Origin of the sequence: Myxococcus xanthus (assembly GCF_006402735.1) — a bacterium.
Taxonomy (GTDB): domain Bacteria; phylum Myxococcota; class Myxococcia; order Myxococcales; family Myxococcaceae; genus Myxococcus; species Myxococcus xanthus_A.
Map to the genome: position 1 here is coordinate 6132858 of NZ_CP017174.1, position 22653 is coordinate 6155510.

General features: G+C 70.0%; 8 protein-coding genes. All 8 read right to left on the minus strand.

Annotated elements, in window-relative coordinates:
* Positions 1-87: 87 nt before the first annotated feature.
* The 8 genes from BHS09_RS24945 to BHS09_RS24975 all read right to left on the minus strand — a co-directional run bounded on the left by BHS09_RS24945 (position 88) and on the right by BHS09_RS24975 (position 22531).
* Positions 88-12369 carry a tetratricopeptide repeat protein gene (locus BHS09_RS24945; RefSeq protein WP_140799331.1) on the minus strand — a complete coding sequence of 4094 codons (12282 nt, stop codon included), beginning with the start codon at positions 12367-12369 and terminating at the stop codon, positions 88-90.
* A gap of 128 nt (positions 12370-12497) precedes the next feature.
* Positions 12498-14180, minus strand: coding sequence for a DEAD/DEAH box helicase (locus tag BHS09_RS24950; RefSeq protein WP_174260586.1), 1683 nt, complete (start codon positions 14178-14180; stop codon positions 12498-12500).
* Positions 14147-14356, minus strand: a complete 210-nt coding sequence (locus tag BHS09_RS38915) for a hypothetical protein (protein ID WP_174258885.1) — start codon at positions 14354-14356, stop codon at positions 14147-14149. Before BHS09_RS38915 ends, BHS09_RS24950 begins: the two co-directional genes overlap by 34 nt.
* A 25-nt stretch (positions 14357-14381) precedes the next feature.
* A complete protein-coding gene (gene cglE, locus BHS09_RS24955) occupies positions 14382-15011 on the minus strand; it encodes an adventurous gliding motility protein CglE (RefSeq protein WP_140799333.1) in 630 nt (209 codons plus the stop codon).
* Positions 15012-15117: 106 nt separating this feature from the next.
* Positions 15118-17040, minus strand: coding sequence for an adventurous gliding motility protein GltG (gltG, locus tag BHS09_RS24960; protein ID WP_140799334.1), 1923 nt, complete (start codon positions 17038-17040; stop codon positions 15118-15120).
* A 76-nt stretch (positions 17041-17116) separates the two neighbouring features.
* A complete protein-coding gene (cglF, locus tag BHS09_RS24965; protein ID WP_140793883.1) occupies positions 17117-17386 on the minus strand; it encodes an adventurous gliding motility protein CglF in 270 nt (89 codons plus the stop codon).
* A gap of 127 nt (positions 17387-17513) precedes the next feature.
* Positions 17514-18953, minus strand: coding sequence for an adventurous gliding motility TPR repeat lipoprotein GltE (gene gltE / locus BHS09_RS24970; protein WP_140793885.1), 1440 nt, complete (start codon positions 18951-18953; stop codon positions 17514-17516).
* Positions 18953-22531 (minus strand): tetratricopeptide repeat protein, encoded by a 3579-nt coding sequence (locus BHS09_RS24975; RefSeq protein ID WP_174258886.1) that lies wholly within the window; start codon positions 22529-22531, stop codon positions 18953-18955. Before BHS09_RS24975 ends, gltE begins: the two co-directional genes overlap by 1 nt.
* Positions 22532-22653: the final 122 nt, after the last annotated feature.

Below are 22653 nucleotides of genomic sequence, written 5' to 3' on the forward strand. Positions count from 1 at the left end.
TAGAAGTGGCAGCCGGAGGGGTCAAGGTTCGGAGCCAAGTCCGCCCGCCTGCCTTTTAACGCACGAACCCCACGTCAGGGTCTGTCCCTACCTGCGCACCTGTACCTCCACGTGCGTACCCACGGCGACGCGCAGCTCATGCAGGTCCTCGGAGGTGGCGAACACCAACAGTTCCCGCAGCTTGTTGCGCACCGGGACGCGGAAGGCGGAGCCCGTCTCGCCCTGCACCATGCGGCGCACCGGCTCCATCTCTCCCGCAGCGAGCAGACCCGCCCGCGCCGCGGTGAGCTCCGCGCCCTCCAGATACTGCCGCACGGCCTGCGGCGTCGCGGTGGGCAACCAGGCACGCGCCGCCTTCGCCAGGGCCGCGCGGTCCGGCTCGTTGAGGCTCCGCTCCAGCAGCCGACGCTCCGGCTCCACCAGGTGCTGCGCTTCCGCGATGCGCACGTTGCCAACGACGAGGCTCAACGCCGCCTGGAGGATGGCCTCCAACCGCTCGGGGGCCACGCGCTGGCTGAAGGCCAGCTCGGAGCGCGCCAGCGCCAGGGTGCGGCCCAGGAGGTAGTAGACCTCCTTCTGGCCCTGCTCCGCGAAGTACTTGCCGCCCACGCGCAGCGAGGCCGGGTGCGTCTGGAGCAGCTCCACGTTGATGAGCGGCTCGGGCGCCGGCTCGTTGGAGCGCTTCGCCATCCGCTCGCGCGTCGCCACGAGGAAGGGCGAGTACAGCTCCACCGCCTCCATGCCCAACACGCGCGCCACGTACCGGTAGTGGTGGACGTGGTACTCCGGCGCACTGGCCACGTCGATGCGGTGGCGCTTGGGCACCAGTTGGTACTGCTGGGACGGCACCGCGTACAGGTGCCCCACCTTCGCGAAGAGGAGGCCCAGCAGCTCCGCCAACGGGCCGCGCGCCTTCGGGTGGAACAGGTGGTTGTGCCACAGCTGGTCGTTCAGCGGCCGCGGCTCCACCTTCTCCTTGTTCTTCGCGTAGGGCCCCAGCTTGGTGAGGATTTCCTGCTCGTCCTCCCCTGCCTCGCCCAGCAGGCCGGACACCGCCTGCGCCGCGAGCCAGGCGCCATCGTAGTTCTTGCGCAGCGCGGACAGACGCACCAGCGCGCCCACCACCTTGCGCGGGTCCGTCGTGTTCGGCAGCGCGCGGCGCAGCGCGGCGATGGCCTCGTCCTCCCGGCCCGGCATCTGTCCGGCGAGGTCCGCGAAGGCCTCCTGCACCACCGCATCGTCGGGCAGGCCCTTGGCGGCCACGCCGTAGGCGGCCACCGCGCCTTCCGGGTGCTTGAGCACCTGGAGGTACAGGTCGCCGAGCGCGCGCCACAGCGCCATGCGCGCCACGTGCGTCTCCGGCGTCTTGGGCAGCCGGCCCAGCATCTTCGTGTAGTTCTCTTCCAGTTGCTTCCACTGGCGCGCCGCGCCGAGCATCGCCTCCAGCGCGCTGAAGGCCTCCACGAAGCGCGGGTCCAGGTCCAGGGCGGCGTTGAAGGCCTCGGTGGCGCCCTCCACGTCCTTCAGGTCATCGCGACGCAGCTCACCCAGCGCGAACCAGACGCGCTTGGCCTTGTGCGGCTCCAGCCCCAGCGCGGGAAGCGCCAGCATGCGCGCCAGCACGTCCGCCGCCTTCTGGCCCTGACGCGTCTCACGCAGCAGCACGTAGAGCTGGTCCATCACCTCCGGCGCGTCCGGCTGGGACTTGAGCGCGTTGGTGAAGGCGTCAATGGCCATGTACGGGTCGTGCAGCTCGTCACGCGCGATGCGGCCCAGCTCCAGGCACACCTTCGCGCGGGCCTCGCCCTCAAGGACACCGACCAGTTGCTGCCGCAGCTCCGCGGACTTCTCGTACTGGCCCTGCTTCTCCAGCAGCGCCACCAACGCGCGCAGCGTCGGCTCGTGGCCCGGGTCGATGGCCAGCGCCTTCTCGAAGTGGTTCTGCGCGCGGTCCGTCTGGCTCAGCGCGGCGTGGATGTCGCCGAGCTGCCAGTACACCTCCACCACCTCCAGGTCCGTCAGCTCCTCGCGGTGGTGGATGAGGATGGTCTGGAAGACCTTCAGCGCGCCTTCATAGCGTCGCGTCTGCACCAGCAGGTTGCCGTAGCCCTCCAGCGCGGGCAGGTACGTGGCGTCCAGCTCGTAGGCCTTCTCGTAGCAGCCCAGCGCCTTGTCACGCTTGCCCAGCTTCTCCGCCACGTAGCCCAAGCGGTAGAGCTGACGGCAGAGGTCCGCAGCGGAGACGGAGTCCTTCTCCGCCATCGCCATCTCCGCCATCTTCCGCGTGACGATGTCCAGCATCCGCTCGCCGGACGCCCAGTCCTCGTGCGCGATATACACATCCGACAGCGGGCGCGCGGCCTCCAGGCTGTCCGGGATGTGCTTCAGCGCTTCCTTCCAGTAGCCGGTGGCGGTGTCCCGGTCCTCGCGCGTCTCCGCGTGGTAGCGCGCGACATCCAGCAGCGCGCGGCCCTTGGCGGCCGGGTCCTCGGTCTGCTCCGCCTCCTGACGAAGGGTCTGCTCGTAGCCGCTCCAGTCCTTCTCCTGCTCCTGGATGCCCTTGAGGGCGCGGATGCTGGGCAGGTGCCCGGGGTCCACCGCGAGCGCCTGCTGATAGGCGGTCCGGGCGCTGCCCGTGTCCATCAGCATGTCCTCGTTGATCTTGCCCAGGCGGTAGTACAGCTCCACCGCGTCCTTCGACTGCCCGGCGAGCTCTGCCTCCTTCGACAGCATCTCCAGCGCGAAGGGCCAGTTGCCGCTGCGCTCGTACATCGTGCCCAGCGCGTGCAACGCCGGACGGCACTCGGCGTCCACCGCGAGCGCCGCGTGGTAGTTGTTCACCGCGCGGTCCAGCGCCTTGAGCTGCTGGTACTGGACATTGCCGATGTCCACGTAGAGCTCGGCCTGCTCCTGCGGGCTGACGGCCAGCGCGAGCTGCCGCTCGTACGCCGCGATGAGGTCCTCCCACCGCGCCTGCGCCCGGCGCAGCCGGATGAGCGTCTTGATGGCCTGGACGTTCTGCGGGTCGATGGCGAGCACGCTCTCCACGCAGACGTCCGCGTTCGCCGGGTTCTGGTACTTGTCCTCCCAGATGGTCGCGCTGCGGAAGAGGACGCGAATCTTCTCGCGCCAGTCCTCGCTCAGCTCCAGCATCCGCTCGTAGATGGCGAGCAGGTCCGCCGGGTGGTCCAACCGCGTGTGGAGCCGCTCCAGCGATTCCAGCGCCTCGCGGTTGACGGGGTCCAGCTCCAGCGCCTGCCGGTACGCAGCCACCGCCGACTCGTCGTCGCCGATGTCACGCTCGTAGACGCCCGCCACCTCCACCTGGATGCGCGCGCGTTCCTCCATGCTGTCCGCCAGGTCCCGGGCCCGAAGCAACGTGGACGCCACGTCCGGCCACGACCGCTGACGGCGGTACAGCGCGGTGAGCACGCCGAGCGTCTCCGCGTCGGGCTCGAGCTCCAACGCACGCAGCAGTGCGCTGGCGGACTCGACGGGGTCCTCCAGCTGTTCGTCCCAGACGCGGGCAATCTCGCGGAGGATGCCCTTGCGCTGCTCGATGGAGCCGGCTGCCTCCAGCTTCTGCTCCAGCGCCACCACGTACTCACGCTGACGGCCGCGCCGCTGGAACACCGCGGCGAGCCCATCCAGCGCGGTCGCGTTGGTCGGGTCGAACTCGAGAATCTTCCGGAACGCCGCTTCCGCCGCCTGCGGGTCATCCAGGTGCGTGTCGTGGACGCGCGCCAGCGTCGCGTACAGCCGCTCGGCCAGGGCGCCACGCGGCAGCTCGTCGGCGACCTCCTCGTAGACGGCGGCCAGCTCCTCGTGGCTGCCCGTCTCGTCAGCCAGCCGCTCCACTTCCTCGCGCAGCGTGTCGTCCGACGCGTCCAACTGGAGCGCGCGGCACAGCGCCAGGAAGGCCACGTCCTTCTGTCCCAGCCGCGATTCCTGCACCCGGGCCAGCTCGCGCAGCGCGGCCAGCTTCTCCTCGTCCGTGACGAGGTGGGGCATGTAGCGGTCCATCACCTGGGCGTACGCACGCCAGTCGTTGTGCGTCCGGTACAGGTCGCACGCGCGCTCGTAGGCGGTGCGGTTGGCGGGGTCCAGCTCGAGCACCTTCTCCAGCGCGCCCGAGGACAGCTCGGGCTTGCCGCCCTGCCCCACCCACAGGTCCGCCACCGCGAAGTAAGCAGCGACAGCCTGCTCGCGCTCCTCCGTCAGGAGGTGCACCTGCACCTTCAGCTCCAGCGCGCGCACCGCGTCGTTCCACGCACGCAGTGAGACGAAGAGCTCGTGCACGCGATCCAGCTCGGGAACCTGGTGAGGCTCAACCTCCAGTGCGCGGCGGGCGGCGTCCAGGGACTCCTCGCGGCGGCCCATGCCGGCCAGGACTTCCGCCAGGCGCAGACGCAGCGCCTTCACGCCGTCACTGCTCTCCTGAAGCGGAATCAGCCGGCGCAGCACGCCCACCAGCTCCTCACGCTGGCCCGTCTCGTCGTACAGCTCGCGCAGCGTGTCGAGCACGCCGCGGTGACGTGCATCCCGGTCCAGCGCGGCCTTGAAGAACGGCACGGCCTGTTCCGGCTGCTTCAGCAGGCGGTACACGACGCGGCCCAGGCGCTCATTGAGGCGCACGACCTCGCGGGGGTCCAGCGTCACCGCCAGCCGGCCCTCCAGCAGCTCACGCAGGTCCTGCGGCCGGTCTGCGCGCTCGTAGAGGGACTCCAGCGCGGAGAAGGCCTGCTCGTTGCGCGCGTTCTTCGCCAGCAGCTCGCGGTACAGCTCGATGGACCCGCCCAGGTCCGCCAGTCCTTCGGCGGAGACCTGCGCCATCTTCGCCAGCACGCGGTCGCGCTCGGCGCCCGACACCTTCTCCGCCTGGAGCTTCAGGATGCTGTAGAGCTTCTCCGACGCACCCGCCGACTCGTAGATGCCCTCCAGCAGCCGCGCCGACGCGAGGTGCTCCGGGTCCAACGCCAGGATGCCTTCGTAGGCCCCCGCCGCGCGGTCCGGGCTGTCCAGCCGCTCCTGGTAGAGCTGGCCCAGGCGGAACAGGTAGCCCACGCGGTCCGCGGGCTCCGTCACGCCAGCGACCAGGGCCTCCAAGATGCCCGCCAGCTCCGGCCAGGCCTCCAACTGGAGGTACAGCCTGTCCAACGCCACCAGCGATGGCTCCTGCACCGTGGGGTGCAGCGTGCGCGCGCGTTCGTAGTAGGAGACGGCGCGGTCCGAGTCGCGCAGCTTCGTCTCCAGCATCTGTCCCAACCGGAGGCAGACCTGCGCGGCATCCGCGGCCTCGGCCACGCGCGGCAGGGCTTCCTCGTACGCGGACAGCAGTTCGTCATAGCTGGCGGACGCATCCGCGGCGTTCTCCAGCCGGGCACGAATCGCGGCGTCGTTCGGGTCTTCCTTGAAGGCGCGGAAGAGGGCCAGGAAGGCCAGCTCCGACTCCTCTTGGGACTCCCGCAGCGTGGCCAGCTCGCCCAGGAGCGCCTTGCGCTCGAACGCGTCGCCCGACACGCCCACGCGCGTCTCGATGACCTGCGCCAGGCGCGTGATGTCGCCGCTGGCGCGAAGGGCGCGCAGCAACGTCTCCACCGCGAGCAGGTTCTGCGGCTCGCGGGCCACCAGCGCCTCCATGCGGCCCACCGCGCCCGCATGGTTGGCCTGCACGGACAGCACCTCGCCGTACAGCGCCAGCGCGCCTGTGCGGTCCAGCAGCCGCGACTCCCGCACCGTGGCCAGACGGAACTTCAGCTCCAGGCCTTCCTCCGCGGGAATCAGCGCGATGCGGCGGGCCAGTGCGTCCGCCAGCTCCGGCCAACGCTCCTGCTTCTGGCAGAGCGCTTCCATGCGCTCCAGCGTGGGCAGGTCGTCCGGCTTCAGTTCCAGCAGGCGCCGGTAGGTGGCCAGCGCGCCCAGCCCGTCCTTGAGCTGCTCTTCCTGCAGCGTGCCCATCTGGAAGAGCACCGTGGCGCGACGCGCCGGGTCCTCCGCCACCGCGAGCTGCCGGCGCAGCACCTCCAACAGCTCCGTGGGCTTGCCCTGCGATGCCACCAGCCGCACCGTGCCATCCAGCGCTTCGGTGTCCGTGGGCCGCAGCTCCAGGACGCGCTTCCACGACGCCAGCGCCTCGGAGGGCTCGCCCAGGTCCGTCTGGATGCGGGCCAGCGCGCGGTACAGCTCGGCGCGGGACGCATCCCCCGCCTTGCCCACCACCTCCGTCAAGATGGCGGCCAGCTCCTCTGGGGCCTCCGCCTTGTCCACCAGCGCGACGCACAACTCCAACGAGCGCAGGTCATCCGGCAGCTCGCGTAGCGCGCGCGTGGCGGCCAGGAAGCCCATCTCCGCGTTCTCCAGCGAGCCGGCGTAGATTTCGGCGATGCGGCGCAGCAGCGCGGCCCGCTCCTGCGGCACGGCCTCCGCCGAGGCACGGGACTCCAGCATCTCCACCTGCTTCAGGTGGTTGCCCACCGAGGCGAAGATGGGCTCCAGCGCACTGGCCGCGGCGCCACGCAGCGGGCTCTCCGAGCGCGCCATCTCCTCCAGCGCACCCACCGCACCGGCATGCCCCGCCCGGCGCGTCAGCACGGACTGGTACAGCTCCAATGCGCCGCGCGGGTCGTCCAGACGCGACACCTTCAGCCGGCCCAGACGCACGCGCAGGTCGGACGCCTCTTCCTGGGCGCCGCGCTCGTCGGCGAGCTGGATTTCCCGCTCGATGTGCTGCGCCAGCTCCGGCCAGCGCTCCATCTCCGCGAGCACCCGCCCCAGCAGCTTCAGCGCGTTGGCGTTCTCCGGCCGCAGGCCGAGGATTTCCCGGTACGACTGCGCCGCCAGCGACTTGTCCGCCAGCGTCTCCTCGGCCAGGTGCGCCAGTTCGAAGAGCAGGTTTACCTGCGAGGAGGCATTGGACTCGGCCGACACCTGACGGCGCATGACGAGCGCCAGCTCACGGTGCGCGCCCGTACGGCGGTGGACCCGGGCGATGGCGTCCAACACCGACTTGTTCTTCGGGTCCCTGCGAGACATCTCCTCCATCGCACGGACGGCCAGGTCATAACGCTTGAGGCGGTTGTCGTAGATGCCCGCCAACCGCCGCCACAAGTCACCGGCGAGCGGCTCTTGCGCGCCGCTTTCCAGTTGGTCCTCGTAGGCCGCCGCGACTTCCTCGAACGCACCGGAGTCGGCTGCGAGCCGTTCCAGTTCGTCACGCACCGTGGCTTCCTGCGGCGCCTCGTTGAAGGCGCGCAGGCGTGCGACGAAGGCAAGCGACGTCTGCCCCAGCGCCTCGCGCAGGGTGGCGATCTCCTGGATGTGCTCGAGCCGCCGCTCGGGCGCCACGCCCGGCAGCAGCACCTCGAGCACCTCCACCAGCTTCCGGGTGTCGTTGACGCCACGGTAGACGGGCTCCAGCAGGCGCGCCGCTTCGGCACGAGGCGCGTCGTGCGCCATCAGCCGCTCCAGGCCCGCCACCACCTGGCCGTCACCGGGCGCCAGCTCCAGCAGACGCCGGTACACCGGCAGCGACTCCGCCGGCCCCACTTCCTTCTCCAGGAGCTGGGCGCGCTTCAGCAGCCAGTTGCGCCGGGCGCCTTCATCCGCGGCGCCATCCGCGAGCTGGTCCAGCACGTCCGCCTGCTCCACGAAGCGCCGAGACTTCGCGTAGAGCTTCTCCAGCGCGAGCAGTCCCTCGGGCACCTTCCGGAGCGCCAGCGCGGAGCGATACGTCTCGATGGCCTTCGCGTCTTCACCCGCGTTCGCGTGAGCCTCGCCCGCCTTGAGGAGCAGCCCCACGCGCTCCTCCGGGTCGGCGGAGAGCTGCGCCTGACGCGTGTAGACCTCGGACAGACTCTTGGCGTTCTGCCCCTTCTCGTACAGGCGCGAGAGGGCCTCCAGCGCCTGCCGGTCCTGGGGCGCGTCCGCCAGCAGGCTCTTCCACAGCCGCGCGGCCTCTTCGGGCTGGTCCAGTGACTCGCGCAGCTCCGCCGAGCGCCGCAACAACTCCAGCGCCGCGGGGTCTCCCGCGTTCAGCTCCGTCGCCGCCGTCTCGTAGATTTCGGCCAGCACCTCGTGCGAGCCCGTCTCGCGCGCCAGCCGCTCCAGGTCCGGCTGCACGCCTTCCCGGTCCAGCCCCTGCGCGAAGGACTTCACCGCGGACATGAACGCCAGCGAGGGCTGGAGCATGTCGCGCTCGTAGATGCGGCGAATCTCTCCCGCGAGGAGGATCTTCTCCACGGTGAGCGCGGAGGTCATGCGCGCTTCACGCAGCGCCACACGGCGGGCGTGGTCGCCCACCTGCACCAGCACCGGGTCGAGCACCTCCAGCGCCGCGCCGCTCGCGGGCACCGCTGCCTTCACCCAGGCCTCGAGCGCCGCGCGCGCGCCGGGGTGGCCCGAGTCCTCGGCCAGGATTTTCCGGTAGAGGCCCAGCGCCGCGTTCGGGTCATCCAGGACCGTGCGCTGGAGCTCCGCCAGACGGAAGGAGACTTCACGCCCCTGCGGGCTTTGCCCTTCCTGGTTGCGGCGCAGCGCCAGCGCCCAGGCCAGGTCGGAGTGACGGCCACTCTCGGTGTAGAGCCGGTCCAGGGTCGCCGCGGCTTCACGGCTCGCCGGGTCGCGCTCCGCGATGACGCGCCAGGCGCCCGCGGCGCTCTCCTTGTCCATCAGCTTCGTCTCGTGCAGCAGCGCCGCCTCGCGCAGGAAGGCCAGCTGCTCGGCGGGCTCCGGCGATGCAGCGGCCAGCTTCTCCAGCACCTCGGCGAGCGCCGCCCACTCCTCACCCGCGCGATGCAGCCGCTGAAGGGCGCGCAGGCAGTCCAGGCTCCCCGGCTCGATGGCCAGCAGGTCGCGCAGCGCCTTTACCGCGCCCGCCTTGTCGTCCAGCTTCTTCTCCTGCACCTCGGCCAGCTCGCGCAGCAGCGCCAGTCGCGCGGAGCCGACGTCCCCTTCCTCCGCCAGCTCCGCGATGATCTCCGCGTAGCTGTCCAGCGAGTCCGCGTCCTCCGCCGCCTGCCGCGCCGACGAGCGCAGCCCCGCGTCACCGGGCGCCAGGCGCAGTGCGCGCGCCAGCGCCGCGAAGGCCAGCTCCGGCTGCCGCAGGTGCGTCAGGTGCACCTGCGCCGCGTGTCGCAGCGACTGCACACGCGCGGCGTCGTCCTTCGCCACTTCCGCCAGAACATCCAACGTGGCCACCAGCTTGCGGTGGTCCTTGGTGCGCTCGAAGGCCGGCACCAGCACACGCGCAGCCGCCTCGCGCGACGGGCCCGAGGCGAGCATGGCCTCCAGCGCCGCCAGCGCATCCGGGTCCGAGGGACGCTGGAGCAGGATGTCCGCGAAGCTCTGCACCGCCTCCGCGCTGCCGTCCTGCGACTCCTGCAGCAGGTGCGCACGACGCAGCTTCAGCCGCGCCACCTTGTCCGCGTCACCCGCGGACTCGGCCAGCGCAATCATCCTCGCCAGCGTGTCTCCCAACTCACGCGTCCGGCCCGCCTTCTCGTACAGCTCCGCCAGGCGCGGCAGATGCCGGCCTTCCTCGGCGCCGTGCGAGAGCGCGGACTGCAGCGCCTCGGCCGCCTGGGCATCGCGCCCCAGCTCCGTGTTGAGGTCCACCAGCTGAAGCAGCAGCTCCAGCCGCTCCTGCCCACGCGCGCCCTGGATGCGCTTACGCAGCAGCCCTTCCGCGTCCGCGGACCGGCCCGCGCGCCCGTACAGACGCACCAGCCGCTGCAGCACCGCGTTCGACTCGGGTGCACGGGTCACCGCCGCTTCCAGCGCCGCGATGGCCTCCGCGGCGAGCGCGCCCTCTTCCGCCAGGCTCGCGGCCTCGAGCAGCAGCGGCACGGCCACCGCGGGGTCCTCGGACTCGGAGGCCAGCGTGCGCAACACGCGCCCCAGCTCCGCGTGCGCGGACAAGTCCCTGGCCAGCCTCAGCGCCTCCGCGCGGGAGCCCTCGTCCTTCGCGTCCTCGCGCAGCGCGCGCACCTGGACGTCAAAAGCCGCGCGGCTGTCCGCGAGCTGCTTCTCATGGATGCTGGCCAGCAACGAGAAGAGGCGCTTGCGGGCCGTGGGCTCCGTCGTCACCTCCAACTGATGCTGGAGCGCCGCCACCTGCCGCTGGTGGTCGCCGCTGCGCCCGTAGTGCGCCGCCAGCGCCTCCGTCACCTCCGCCGTGCGGATGCCCGCCGCCGCCAGCCGCTCCAGTCCGCCCACCACCACGCCGGTGGAGACGTTCTCGGACAGCAGGCCGAGGAACAGGTCCGTCGCGTCCTCCTGACGCCCCAGCCTCTCGGCGTACAGCTTCGCCTGGCGCGCAGTCCACTCGTTGCGCTCCAGCTGCGTCTCCGCCAGGCCCGCCAACCGCCCCGCGAGCGCCGCCGCCTCGTCGAACTTCGACTGGGCCACGCACAGCGCCTGCAGTCGCTGCACGCCCGCCGCATCCTCTGGCGCGAGCTGCACCAACTGGCGCGCCAACGGCTCCAGCTCCTCGGGCGCCGCGCCGGCCGCCTCGCGCCGGGACACGTCCGCCTCCAGCCGCGCCTTCGGGTCGTCCGCGAGCGCCGCGGCCGCCTGCAGCGACTTCACCGCCTCCGCCGCGGCGGCGTCACCCGGGACACGCGACAGCACCTCCCGCCATGCAGCCTCCGCGCGCGACGGGTCCGCCAGGGGGCCCTGGAGCAACTGGGCCAGCTGCCGCCAGATCGTGGCCGCGACCTCCGCCACCGGCGCCGCTTCCGCCGCGCGTTGCAGTGCCAGCGCCAGCGCGGGCTGCACCTGGGCCTTCTCCGCGTGCTCCACCACCGTGCCCAGCAGCAGCGGACGGCCCGGCTCCAGCTCCAGGGCGCGCGACAGCACCTCGAAGGCCCCGCGCGCGTCGTCCTTCTCCTCGAACATCAGCGCGAGCGCTTCGCAGAAGGCCACCCGCTCCGGGCGCGGACGTGGTGCCAGCAGGGCCAGGTCCAGCAGCGGCACCACGGCTTCCAGTTCGTCGTCCTCGGCCAACAGCCGCGCCAGTTGGAAGGCCGCCAACGCCTGCGTGGGGTCCAGCTTCAGCGCCGCTTCCAGGTGCTCACGCGCGGCGTCCGCGTCCTTGATCTGCGTCAGGAACAGGTCCGCCAACCGCAGCCGCATGCCCGCCTGGGTGGAGCGGTCCTTCACCGTGCCCAGGTAGCGCTCCAGCACCGCGACGGCTTCCGGCGCCCGGCCCTTCTCCAGGAGTTGCTCGGCTGTCAGGCTGGCCGCGTCCGCGCGGGACGGGTCCGCCGCCACGGCCTTCTCGAAGGCGGCCAGCGCGCCGTCCGCGTCGTTCAGCCGGCCAAGGCGCAGCGTGCCCACGCGCAGCCACAGGTCCACCTGCGCGTTGCGGTCCTTCACCTCGCCCGCCATCGCCTCGATCTGCGCAATCGCCGGCGCGAAATCACCGCCCGAACGCAGCGTCAGCTTCTCGATGAGCGACAGGCCTTCGGGCATGCCCGGCCACAGCAGGAAGCAGCGGTCCAGCGCCTCCTTCACCTTCGCCGACGCAGCCGGGTCGTACCAGGCGAAGAGCTTCGCCACGAGCAGCGACAGGCGCGCCGCGCTCTTCCGGTCGCGCTCCTCCAGCGACATGCTGCGCAGCATCCGCACGCGGTCACGCCACGTCTGCTCGAAGCGCTGCAACGCGCGCGCGGCCTTCTCCAGCCGCGCGTTCTGCGGATCCAACGCATGGGCAACATCCACCACCCGCTGCGCCAGTTCATGCTCGGTGGGGTCGTCCACCAGTCGCTCGGCGAGCGCGGCGTACTCCTCCGCCATGTCCGCGTCACCCAACGCCGCGCGCTCGCGCTCCAAGGCCTCGAAGGCCGGCTGGAAGCGCTCCTCCGACAACAGCAACTGACGCACGCGCCGGAAGGTGGCGCGGTCCGGCTTCGCTCGCGCCGCACGCTGCAGGCACAGCACCGCGCGGTCGCGCCGGAACAGCTTCTGCTCGTAGACGTCCGCCGCCTTCAGGTAGTGGCCCGCGCACTCCTCGCCTTGCGTGACGCCGCCCAGCCGCTCCAGGACGTCCGCCAGCGCGGCGCCATCCTGCCGCGACTCGTGCAGGCGCTTGAGGCCTCTGAGCGCGGGGAGCGGATCCTTCGCCACCAGCAACGCGCGCTTGAGCAGTTCCTCCGCGCGCTGCGTGTTGCGCTGCCGATCATGTGCGAGCTCCGCGGCGCGGCACAGCAGGCGCACCGCTTCATCGGAGACGACATCGCGCGAGCGCCCCTCGTAGAGGCGAATCAATTCCTCGACACGGCCGGCCTTGTCGAGTGCCGCTTCGGTTTCGACGAAGGTGCGGTCATCGGACACGCGCAGCGTGGGACGCGACGAGAGCGTGGGCTGTTGCATGGAGGGGCGGGCCTTGGAATGGAAAGAAAAAGCAGCGAGGGCGCCAGTGACCGGAACTCTACCGGTCGCCAGCGCCCCCGAGCAATCCTGCAAAACCCGCCAAACGGCGGGAATCATTGGCCTTCTTGCTACCCGGCCGAGGGAGCGTCCGGCGGCGTCTCGCCACCTTCGCCACCCTCGCTTCCGTCCGCCGCATCCGCCGCGGGGGCCTGGGCAGTTGCGGTCGTCTCAGGAAGCGCCTTCGCACGCTCCACACCCGCGCTGTCGTTCAGCTGGGTGTAGAGGGCAATGGCCTTGTCACGCTGCTGCAGCTCCTCCGCGAGCTGAGCGGCGCGAGGCAGGTTGCCAAGCTTCTCATGGAGCGGGAGCGCCTTGTCCTTGCGGCCAGCGCCCTCCCATGCCTCGGCGGCGGCGGCGATGTCCCCGAGCAGCTCCAGCCACCGGGCGCGGCCGGCCGGCTTCTGCTCCTGCTCGGCCCGGGCCAGCTCCTTCTGCGCCAGCTCCTTCGCCTCGTCGTCCAGCTTCAGACGCTGCATGAAGTGGAAGGCCTTGGGCGGAGGCAGCGGGCTGAGAACCTCCACCGCCTCACGGCGCTGGCCCACGGCCGCCAGCAGGGTGGCGGCACCGAGCCGATCACCCCGCTCCACCAGGCTCTTCACCTCAAGCCCACGGATGCGGTTGGCGCTGGCAACATCCCGCGCGCGCTCGTACGACTTGCGCGCCAGGGTGAGCTTCCCGGAACGCTCGTAGGCGAGCGCCGCCTGGTCGAACTGACGGGCGCGCTCATAGAGGCGGGCCACGTTCTCGAAGTCACCCTTGCCGACGAAGTGCTCCATGAGGAGCTCGTAGGCGCCGGCCTTCTCCAGCGTGGGCGCGAGCTGATCCGGCGGCAGCGTACCCACCAGACGGCGGGCCATGTCGTTGTCGCTCCCGGCCAGAGCGTTGCGCAGGGCGCTCTTGAGGTCGCCACCCGCCTCGAAGAGGCGAGCCGCCTCCGCGAAGGAGTTGTTGCGCTCGTGCAGCCGGCCCGCGTCGCGGGTACGGCCCATGGTCTCAAGCTGCTTCGCCTGCTCGTCCCAGGTGCCCGTCAGCTCCGGCAGCGGACGCTCGCCACGCTCCGGACGCTCCGGACGCTCCGGACGCTCACCCCGGGCGGGACGCTCGCGGCGCTCCGGACGCTCCCGGCGCTCACCCGAAGCGGCACGCTCACCGCGCTCGGGCCGAGGGCCCCGCTCACGGCGCTCGCCACGCTCGGGACGGTCGCCCCGCTCACGGCGCTCCTCGGAACGAGGCGCCGCGACGGGCTCCTCGGCCTCGGGGCCGGGCTGACGGCCGCTGGCGGCGAAGGCCGCCTCCGCGCGCTCGGTATCACCCGCGGCACGCCAGGCCTGACCGACCAGGAAGATGACGTCCGTCCACGCATCGAACTTCTCGCGCGCCGAGTCCACCGCGGGAGCAGCAGCCTCGGCGGGCGCGGCTGCCTCACCCTCGGCGGCGGGTGCCTCGGTGGGCGCCTCCCCCTCGGCGGGCGCGGCTGCCTCCACGGGAGCCGGCGCCTCGGAGGGTGCAGCGGCCTCCTCGGCGACGGGCACCTCGGGCGCGGCCGGCTTCGGCTGACGCTGCACGCGCAGCAGCGTGGTGATGAGGCGGCCACGCGTGTTCAGGTCCAGGTCGTCCAGCGACTTCAGCCGCATGGGCCGAAGCGAGCGGACAATGGCCTGCAGCGGCGCCTTCTCCGCCCCGAAATCCGTCTTGGAGAGCGCCTTCTCCAGGATGCTCAGCTCGGAGATGACGCGCTGGCCAGGGCCCACGGGGCCCTCTTCACGATCGCGCCCGCGTCCACGGCCATCTCCACGCCCACGGCCGTCACCGCGTCCGGGCCCGCCACGGCCACCAAAACCACCGCCCGGTCCGTCACGGCGAGGACCCTGGCCCGGTGCACCCCCGTCACGACCGCGCCCACCCGGGCGCGGCCCACCGCTTCCATTCTCCTGAGGCACGTCTTTCTCCCGCTAGAACGCGTAGCGAATGTTCGGCGCCACCGCGAACCCGAATGAGCCCCCGGAGACGAGGTACTGCCCCGTCACCTCGAGCCCCACGGAAAAGTGGCGCAGCCGTGTGTAGTACTCCACTCCGGGCCCGGCAAACACAAGAATGTCGGAATCGGGGAGGAGCCGCTGCGGCGAGAACATCGCATAGCCAGCACCTGCACGGAGATAGAACCAGGTGCGCTTCACTTCCTGACTGTCAGCGAACCCCACCAGGCGAGCACGCAACACCGCGCCGGGGATCAGGGTGGAGAAGTCACCCGACACCGCGCCGCCGGAGTTGCCCACGTACTGAGCGCTCGTCCGCACGCTCGAGCCCATGATGAACAGGCCGACGGACACGTGCTCGCCCAGGTCCACGCCCACCTCCACCTGCGCCATGGGCCCGGAGGAGAACGGACGCGGCGTGCCTTCGGCCGCCGGCGGGTTGGTGATGAACAGGGGCCCACCGAGCACCGCGAAGTAGATGCCCCGCTCGATTTCATCGAACGTGACAGCTGGGCGGTCTCCCTGAGCAGTAGTGGAATTCTGGGCGCTCGCGACCGTGGGGAGAACGAACGAGGCGCACAGGGCAAGTGAGGCGAGGGCTTTCATGCGGTCCTGACGTTGGCCCGGCCCCCTCGGGGGAGTGGGAGCCGGGGAAAGGCGCGGTGGGCAGACCTTCGTCAGGCCTGCCCACCCGGAGAAAGGCCACCCGGCGCTATTCGCCGGACTGCTTGAAGATGAACGGATACGTGACGACCACCACGCCGCCGCCCTTCGGCTCGGGGAACTTCCAGGTGCGAACGCGTCCGGCCACGCACGTCTCCAGCTCCGCGTTGCCCGCCGTGGTCTGCGCCACCGACGACGAGGCGACCGTGCCATTCCCCGCGATGACGAACTTCACCGCCACCTTGCCGCCCAGCTTCGGGAAGCGGTTGAGGAGGCTCTCGAAGCAGTAGCGGATCTGTCCGCGGTTGCGATGGATGACCTGGCGGATGAGCTCCTTGTCCAGCGAGCCCATGACCTCCGGGTCGGACGAGGTGATGCCCACGTCGACGCTCTGCTTGCCGCCCAGCACGCCCACGCCGCTGCCGTAGGTGCCGGTGCCGCCGCCACGGCCCTTGGTGCCAATGCCGCCGATGCCGATGGTGTCACCCGTGCCGCCGCCGCCGCCGCTCGTGCCGCGCAGCCCCATGCCACCGAAGCCGCCGGAGTTGCCCGCCTTGGCGCCGAACATGTTGCCCATGGCGCTCTTCAGGTCGCCGCCCAGGCCGCTCTTGCCGAACACCGTGGAGATGCCGCCCTTGCCGCCGCCGAAGATCTTCGCCGTCAGCGCGCGCGCCTCGTCCTTCTTGTTCGGGTCGCCCTTGGGCGCGGTGCGGTTGTTGGTCTTGGGCGCCTCCTTCTTGCCCATCTGACCTTCGTCGCCGCGGTTCTTCGCCGCCATCTCCCCGCTCTTCTTCTGCTCCTTCTGCTGGTTGAGGCGCTCGAGGAACTTGTTCTTCTGCGTCTCCGGCGGCTTGATGATGAGCTTGGCGATACGGGCGTTGTCCGTCGACAGCTCGTCCGCGTACTCGTCCCCCGCGCCCGTGCGGTTCATCGCGGTGATGACGAACGCCGTCGCGATGAAGAACAGCACCAGGAAGATGTTGAGCGCGGTGTAGTCCACCGCCTCGCCCAGCGGCACCACGACGCGCTTGGGCACCGGCTGGAAGGCCACCTCGAGCGTCACGCCGCCCAGGTCCACCCAGACGAAGTCATCCGCGTCCAGCGTGAGCGAGTACGCGTCGCCCTCATGCGAGGCCTTGCCGGACTCGATGACGGCCTTCAGGTCCAGCGTCTCGCCCTTGCGGGTGAGCTCGCCCTTCATCTTCGCGGTGAAGCGAACGGTGAAGGACTGGCCGTCCGAACGAACCGCGTCGAACGTCGGGGCGCCCAGGCGGGCGTCCCCCATGACGAAGTCCACGCCCGCGGCGCTGCCGACGACGAAGGCCCCCTTCCTGCCGGGAGCCAGGAAGAACTCGCCCACGCGCTGGTCACCCCACGCGAAGCGCAGGCCCACGCCCAACGGACCGCTGGACTTCGTGCGGCGAACCGTCCGCACGCGCGCCGCGGCTTCCTCCGGCGCTGCCACGACGGGGGCCGGCGCGGGCTCGGCGGGAGCGGCCACCGGGTTCTGCTGGGTGGCGGCGAAGGACGGGTCGATGGCACCCGCGGCTGGAGCGGCCACCGCGGCCTGCGCCAGGCCCTCGGCCGGCGCCGGCGCGGCGATGACCGGATTCTTCTCCGTCACCACCTCCGAGTTGGCCGCCGCGGCCGCCAGGTTCACCGCGGCCACCGCGGCCGGGTTCTCCAGACGGATGGTGGTGCCACCCACGCGGATTTCATCACCGAAGGACAGGAGCCCCTTGGTGACGCGCTTGCCGTTGACGTACGTGCCCTCGACGCTGCCCATGTCGATGATGGACATGGCGCCGTCGCTGGCGACCTCGATGACGGAGTGGATGCGGCTGACCTTCTCGTCCTCCAGGCACAGGTGCGCCGAGGAGAGACGGCCAATCTTGATGATGTCGCGCTCGTAGTCCTTGGAGGCGACCAGCGAGTCGCCCTTGAAGACCTTGAGTGTCAGAGGAACGGCCATGGGGGCTCCAACGTAAAGTGGGTACGGCGTCAGACAACGCGCGCGGCGGTGGGTTCCCGCCGCTTTGTGGCGCTGGCTACAGCTCGCCCACGGACTGCATCACCTTGTCCTCGAAGTCCTCGCGGATGCGGATGAGGTTCGAGTGCTTCACCCTCTCACGCGCATCGATGTACTCGCCATCCGGCTTCGTGAGGTCGCCCTCGATGGTGTCGTCCTCGAAGTCGATGTTGGTCGTCTTGGAGTAGCGCACATTGCCCTCCCCTGAACCACCCGGGTTGGAGCCCTCGTCCTGGGCCAGGGCGGGCGTCACCGCGAGCGCCGCACACAGCATCAACGCCTTCCGCATCACTGCCTCCCGGAAGGGACCCGGGGGCCCCTTCGCACACCGAATCCCCGGATGAGGGGGAAACACAAGGTTCGCATCATCCCCCGCGCCCCCGCCACAGCGAAGGCACTCGGGGGCGTCCCATCTTTCACAGCAGGTCGTCTTCCGGCTCCCCGGGTTCCGCCGAGCCTGCATTCTTCTGGTCGGAGTTTCCGTTCGCGGGGGTCGGCGCCGGCGGCGTGTTGCCGCTCCCGGGGGCGACCTGGGGCGCGGCGCCCGTTCCAGACGCCGGCGTCGCGGCGGTGGCGGGCGGGTTGGCCTTCCCAGCCGCCTTCTCCGCGGCCTGCATCTGGGCCTGCTGCTGCTTCTGCAGCTCCTCCATCTGCTTCGCCTGCTCCTCGGCGAACTTGGCCTCGCGCTTCGCGTTGACGACGACCTCCACCTCGCGCAGCAGGGCGTACACGGGGGCCTCGGCGGGCAGCGCCACCTCACCACCGGCCATGGCGATGTACTTGCGGTACAGCTCCGAGGCGCGCTCGGGCGCGTCCTTCACCTTGTGAAGGATGATGGCGCGGTTGAGGTGAACCGCCGCCAGCTCGGGGTCGAGCTTCTCCGCCTCGTCGTACTCCTGCATGGCCTTGTCGAACTGGCCCATGCCCTTGTAGGCGACGCCCAGGCCCAGGTGCGCGGCGGCGTTCTTCCCGTCCGCCTGGAGAATGCGGCGCAGGTGCTGCTCGGCCGCCGGGAAGTTCTCCGCGGACAGGGCCAGCTGCGCCAGCTCCACGTGCGACGGCACGTAGTCCTCGCGAACCTCCAGCGCCTTCTTGAAGGACAGGCGCGCGTCGTCCACGTCCCCTTCCTGCAGGAGGATGAGGCCCACGGCGTGGTGGAGCTCCGGATCCGCCGCGTCCAGCTTCACGCCGCGCAGGGCCACCAGCTTCGCCATGGCGAGCTGCTTGCGGTCCAGGTAGCTGCGGATCATCACCTTCAGCGCGGTGGTGGACTGCGGGTCGCGCATCAGCGCGGCGCGCGTCAGGTCCATGGCCTTGGTGTGGTCCCCCTGCTGCCGGTAGATCTCCGCCAGCCGCGCGCGGGACTGCGCGTCATCCGGGTAGCGCTGGAGCACCTCCTGGTACAGCGCAACCGCGCCAGCGACGTTGCCCGCGTTCTGCTCCATCACGGCCAGGTTCTCCGAGGCCTGCCGCAGCGAGGGCTTCTTCGTGAGCGCTGTCTTGTAGTGGTTGCGCGCCTCGGTCAGCTTGCCCTGACGCTCGGCGAGCACACCCAGGTTGTAGTCGGCCTCGGCGAGGTTGCCGTCCGCCTCCAGCGCGGACTGGAACTTCCGCTCCAGCGACGGGTAGTCGATGGCCTTGGCCTTCTTCTGCGTGTCGAACGCCTTCAGCGCGTCCTCGAAGCGGGCCTTGGCCGTGTTGGAGATGGGCTGCAGGGCCTCCGCCTTGCCGGCGTTCGGATCCGCCGTCTTGCCCGTGGCGGGGCCGGTGGCCTTGGAGGAAGTACAGCCGGCGGCGGCCAGCGAGACAGCCGCCAACAGGGGGAACAGGCGCATGGTGCGGGTCGTCCGGTTCATTAGAGGAAGTCCTCCGGCTCCTCGTCATTCCCGCCCTGCTTCGCGGGAGTGGCGCCGTTGGTGGTGGCCGCCGGTCGGGCGTCCACCTGGGTCTCGGTCTGCGAGCGCAGCTGCGCGGTGAGGTCCGTGAGGTCCTCCTGCAGCGTCTCCGCGCGGGCCTGCTGCGCGTCCGCCGCCTTGGGCGCCGGCGGCGGCACGTCCTGGATGTTGGCCAGCAGGTCGCCGCCAATGAGCTGCACGCGGCCCTTCAGCGCCACCTTCTCCTCGGGCATGTCGGGGTAGCGGTCCGGCTGGTACGTGGTGCGCAGCAGCTTCAGGCTCTCCGCCGCGCAGTCGTTGTAGACGTCCAACTCGCGGCTCTTGGCCACCGTGGCGGAGAACGCCTCGGTCGCCTTGTCCTTGAGCGGCTGCGCCTGGTTGGTGAACTCGTCGCGCAGCGCCTGCTCCGACTCCTCATCCAGGCCGCGCGGCATGGGGGCGTTGATGAGGCGATCGGCGAAGTGGTCATACGCCAGGCCAATGCGGTGCAGCGCGCAGATGGCGGGCTCGGGCGCGCCCAGCGTCACCGTCTGCACGTACTTCTTCTCCACCACCTGGAGCGCGCGGCTCTTGTCCTGGATGCTCGCCTTGAAGCGGTCCGGCGACGGCGGAGCACCCCAGTACAGCTTCAGGCGCCGGTACTCGTTCCAGTCCAGGTCCACCGACAGGAACTGCGCCTGCGCGGCCGTTGCGAGCGCCGGCTTCTCCAGCGAACCCTGCACGCGGCGGGGCAGCTGGTCGAAGTGCTCGAAGATTCGCTTTTGCATGCGGGCCACGTCCCGCGTCTTGCCCATCTTCTTGTACAGGTCGACGATGCGGCCCTCAGCGGCCAGGAACCGGCTGGGGGAGCGCATGTTGTCGCGCTCGTACTCCTCCAGCATCTTGATGGCCTTGAACGCGGCGCCGCTCTTGGCCGTCAGGTCGATGATGGAGATGCGGATTTCGTCGGCGTCCTTCGCGCGCGGCCACAGCGTCAGGTAGTGCTCGCGGTTGCGCAGCGCCGCCTTCACCTGGCCCAGGCCCTCGCGGTAGGTGGCGGCGTTGAAGAGCGCCACCTGCGCCTTGGACTCGTCCCACTTCTGCACCACCGCGGGCTTGCTGTCGTCCGCCGCCGCGCCCTTCTTCTTCTTGCTGTTGCCACCGCGCGCCTTGGCGTTGCCCTTCTCACCCAGGCTGCGCTCGTAGCCGCGCACGTAGGCCTCGTACGTCGTCGCCGCATCCTCGAAGTCGCCAATGGCCTCCAGCGCCTCCGCGTTCGCGTAGATGGAGTCCGGCACGTGCTTGGAGCGCGGGTACTCGGCGAACAGGCGCTTGCGCACCTCGATGGCCTTATCCAGGCGCTTCGCCTTGTAGTAGTCGACGGACGCATTGTAGAGCGCCAGGTCGGCGATCTCCGTCTGCGGGAAGTCCTTCACGAAGGCCAGGTACGCCTCGGCGGCCTTCTCGAACTCCTTCTTCTCCTCCAGCTGGCTGACGAGCTTGAAGGACGACTGCTCGATGAGCTTCGCCAGGTCGTCGCGGAACTTGCCCACCGCCAGCTTGTCGTTGGCGTAGAAGCGCCGCGCCCACTCGTTCACCTTCGCGTAGTCCTGGAGCAGGTGGTACGAGTCGAGGATGAGGTTGGCGGAGATCTCCGCCGCGCGCTCGCCGTTCTCGAACTTGTACTCGGGGTAGCCCAGCGCGATCTCGCTGAAGCGCAGCACCGCCTCATCGAAGTGGTTGTGGCGGTAGTAGATGTTGGCCGCCTTGAAGGCGATCTCCACCCGCTTCTCACCCTTCGGCACGTACTTGAGGTAGCGCTCGCACGCGTCGAGCAGCGCCTTCTTCAGCGTGGGGATGGTGGCCTTCTTGGTGATGTCCGAGCCCACCGCCTCGCTCTTGCCCTCGCCCCGCGCCTCGCCCGCCTTGACGACCTCGTCGTAGGCCAGCACCGCGTTGTAGGCGGCGTTCTGCAGCCACTTGCCCGGCTTGCCCGGCTTCGGCTTGCCCTTGTCGTCCTTGGCCTCCAGCACCTTGGCGTCCTGGAGCACGACGAGCGTGTAGTTGGCGGCGGCCTTGTCGTAGTTCTGCAGGCTGTCGTTGAGCAACTCGGCCCAGAAGAAGCGCAGGTCGTACGCCTTGGGGTTCTCCGGGAAGAGCGTGAGGTAGTCGCTGTACACCGCGTCCGCGTAGCGGAACGTCTCCTCGTTGCGCGTCTTCTTGCCCTCGTTGTGCCAGGTGACGGCGAGGTTGGACAGCGTGCGCTCGGACAGCTCCTTCGCCTCCGCCAGCAGCTTCTTGTCCTTGTCCTCCTTGATGACGCCGGAGCCCTCCACCTCCTTCATGATCTTCACGAGCCGGCGCACCTGGACCACGGTGCGCTCCTTGTTGCCCATGCGGAGGATGCAGTCGACGATGCGGCCCTGGAAGCCAGGAGCCTCGGGGGACAGCGGCTTCTCCTTGATGAGGCTGTTGTAGGTGATGGCCGCCTCGCGGTCCTTGCCATCGCCGTAGTACAGGTTGGCGAGCTGCTTCAGCATCGTGAAGCGGTCTTCCGGGTTGGTGGCCACCTTGCCGAAGTCCGCCCGAGCCTGCGCCACGTCACCCTGGTGCGCGAACGCCCGCACGTAGTCGGTGCGCGCCTCGCGCAGCAGCGAGCCGCGGCCGCTCTTGCCGCCGTCCTTCTCCACGGCGTTGGCGCCGGCGAGCTCACCGTAGAGCACCACCGTCTTGAACTTGTCCTTGGCCGACTCGAAGTCGCCCATGTTGTAGTGGCACCAGCCCTGCTTGTAGAGGGCGAATGCGTACACCTGGTTCTCGGGGAACTCGGAGGCCTTCTTGTACGCAACCAGCGCCTTCTCCAGCTCCGGGCGCTTCCCCTTGGAGTTGTTGAAGTAGTACTCGCCGAAGGCGAAGTAGGCGTCCGGGATGAACTTCGACTGCGGGTGCTTCTCCACCAGGCGCTTGAAGGCCACCAGCGCCTTGCGGTCCTGACCGTCCTCCATGAGGTACTGGCCGAGGAAGAAGAGCACCTCGTCGGTGCGCTCGAAGTTCGGGTACTCCTGGACGATCTTCGTGTACTGCTCCACCGCGAGCTTGCCGTACTCCTTCTGCTTCGCGATGAACGCCGCCTTCTCCGACTTGGCCTGCTGCTGGCCCGCGGCATCGTTGCGGTTCATGGCCTGGATGAGGTCGTCATCCTTCCGGTTCGCCTCGAAGAAGAAGAACTTGGACTCCTCCCAGTAGAACTCGCCCAGGCGGAACAGGAGGCTGGGGGCCTCCTTCGGATCCGGCGACAGGGAGATGATCTTCTTCAGCGACTGGATCTGCTCGCGCCGCTTGGAGGCCACTTGCAGCTCAACGCCCAGCCGGAACTGGTCGTACTGGAGCGCGGGAGCGACCTCTTCTTTCTTCTTTTCACGGGTGATGTCGCCAGCCAGGGACTTGTCCACCGCTGTGGCGGACTTCCGGCCGAGATCGGCATCGCGCGGGGCTTTCTTCTCCTGGGCGGCGGAGGCCGTGGCCAGGAGGACGAGGCAGACGAGAAGCGAACGGCGCATGGTCTTCCTAGGAGAGGGGCACCGGCGTCCCCGGTTGCTTGCTTGGTAGGCAAGTGTCCGGGAATCTTCGGGAATTTCCATTCGGGGACCCTCACTATGCGCGGTTTCCGCGCGGCGGGTCA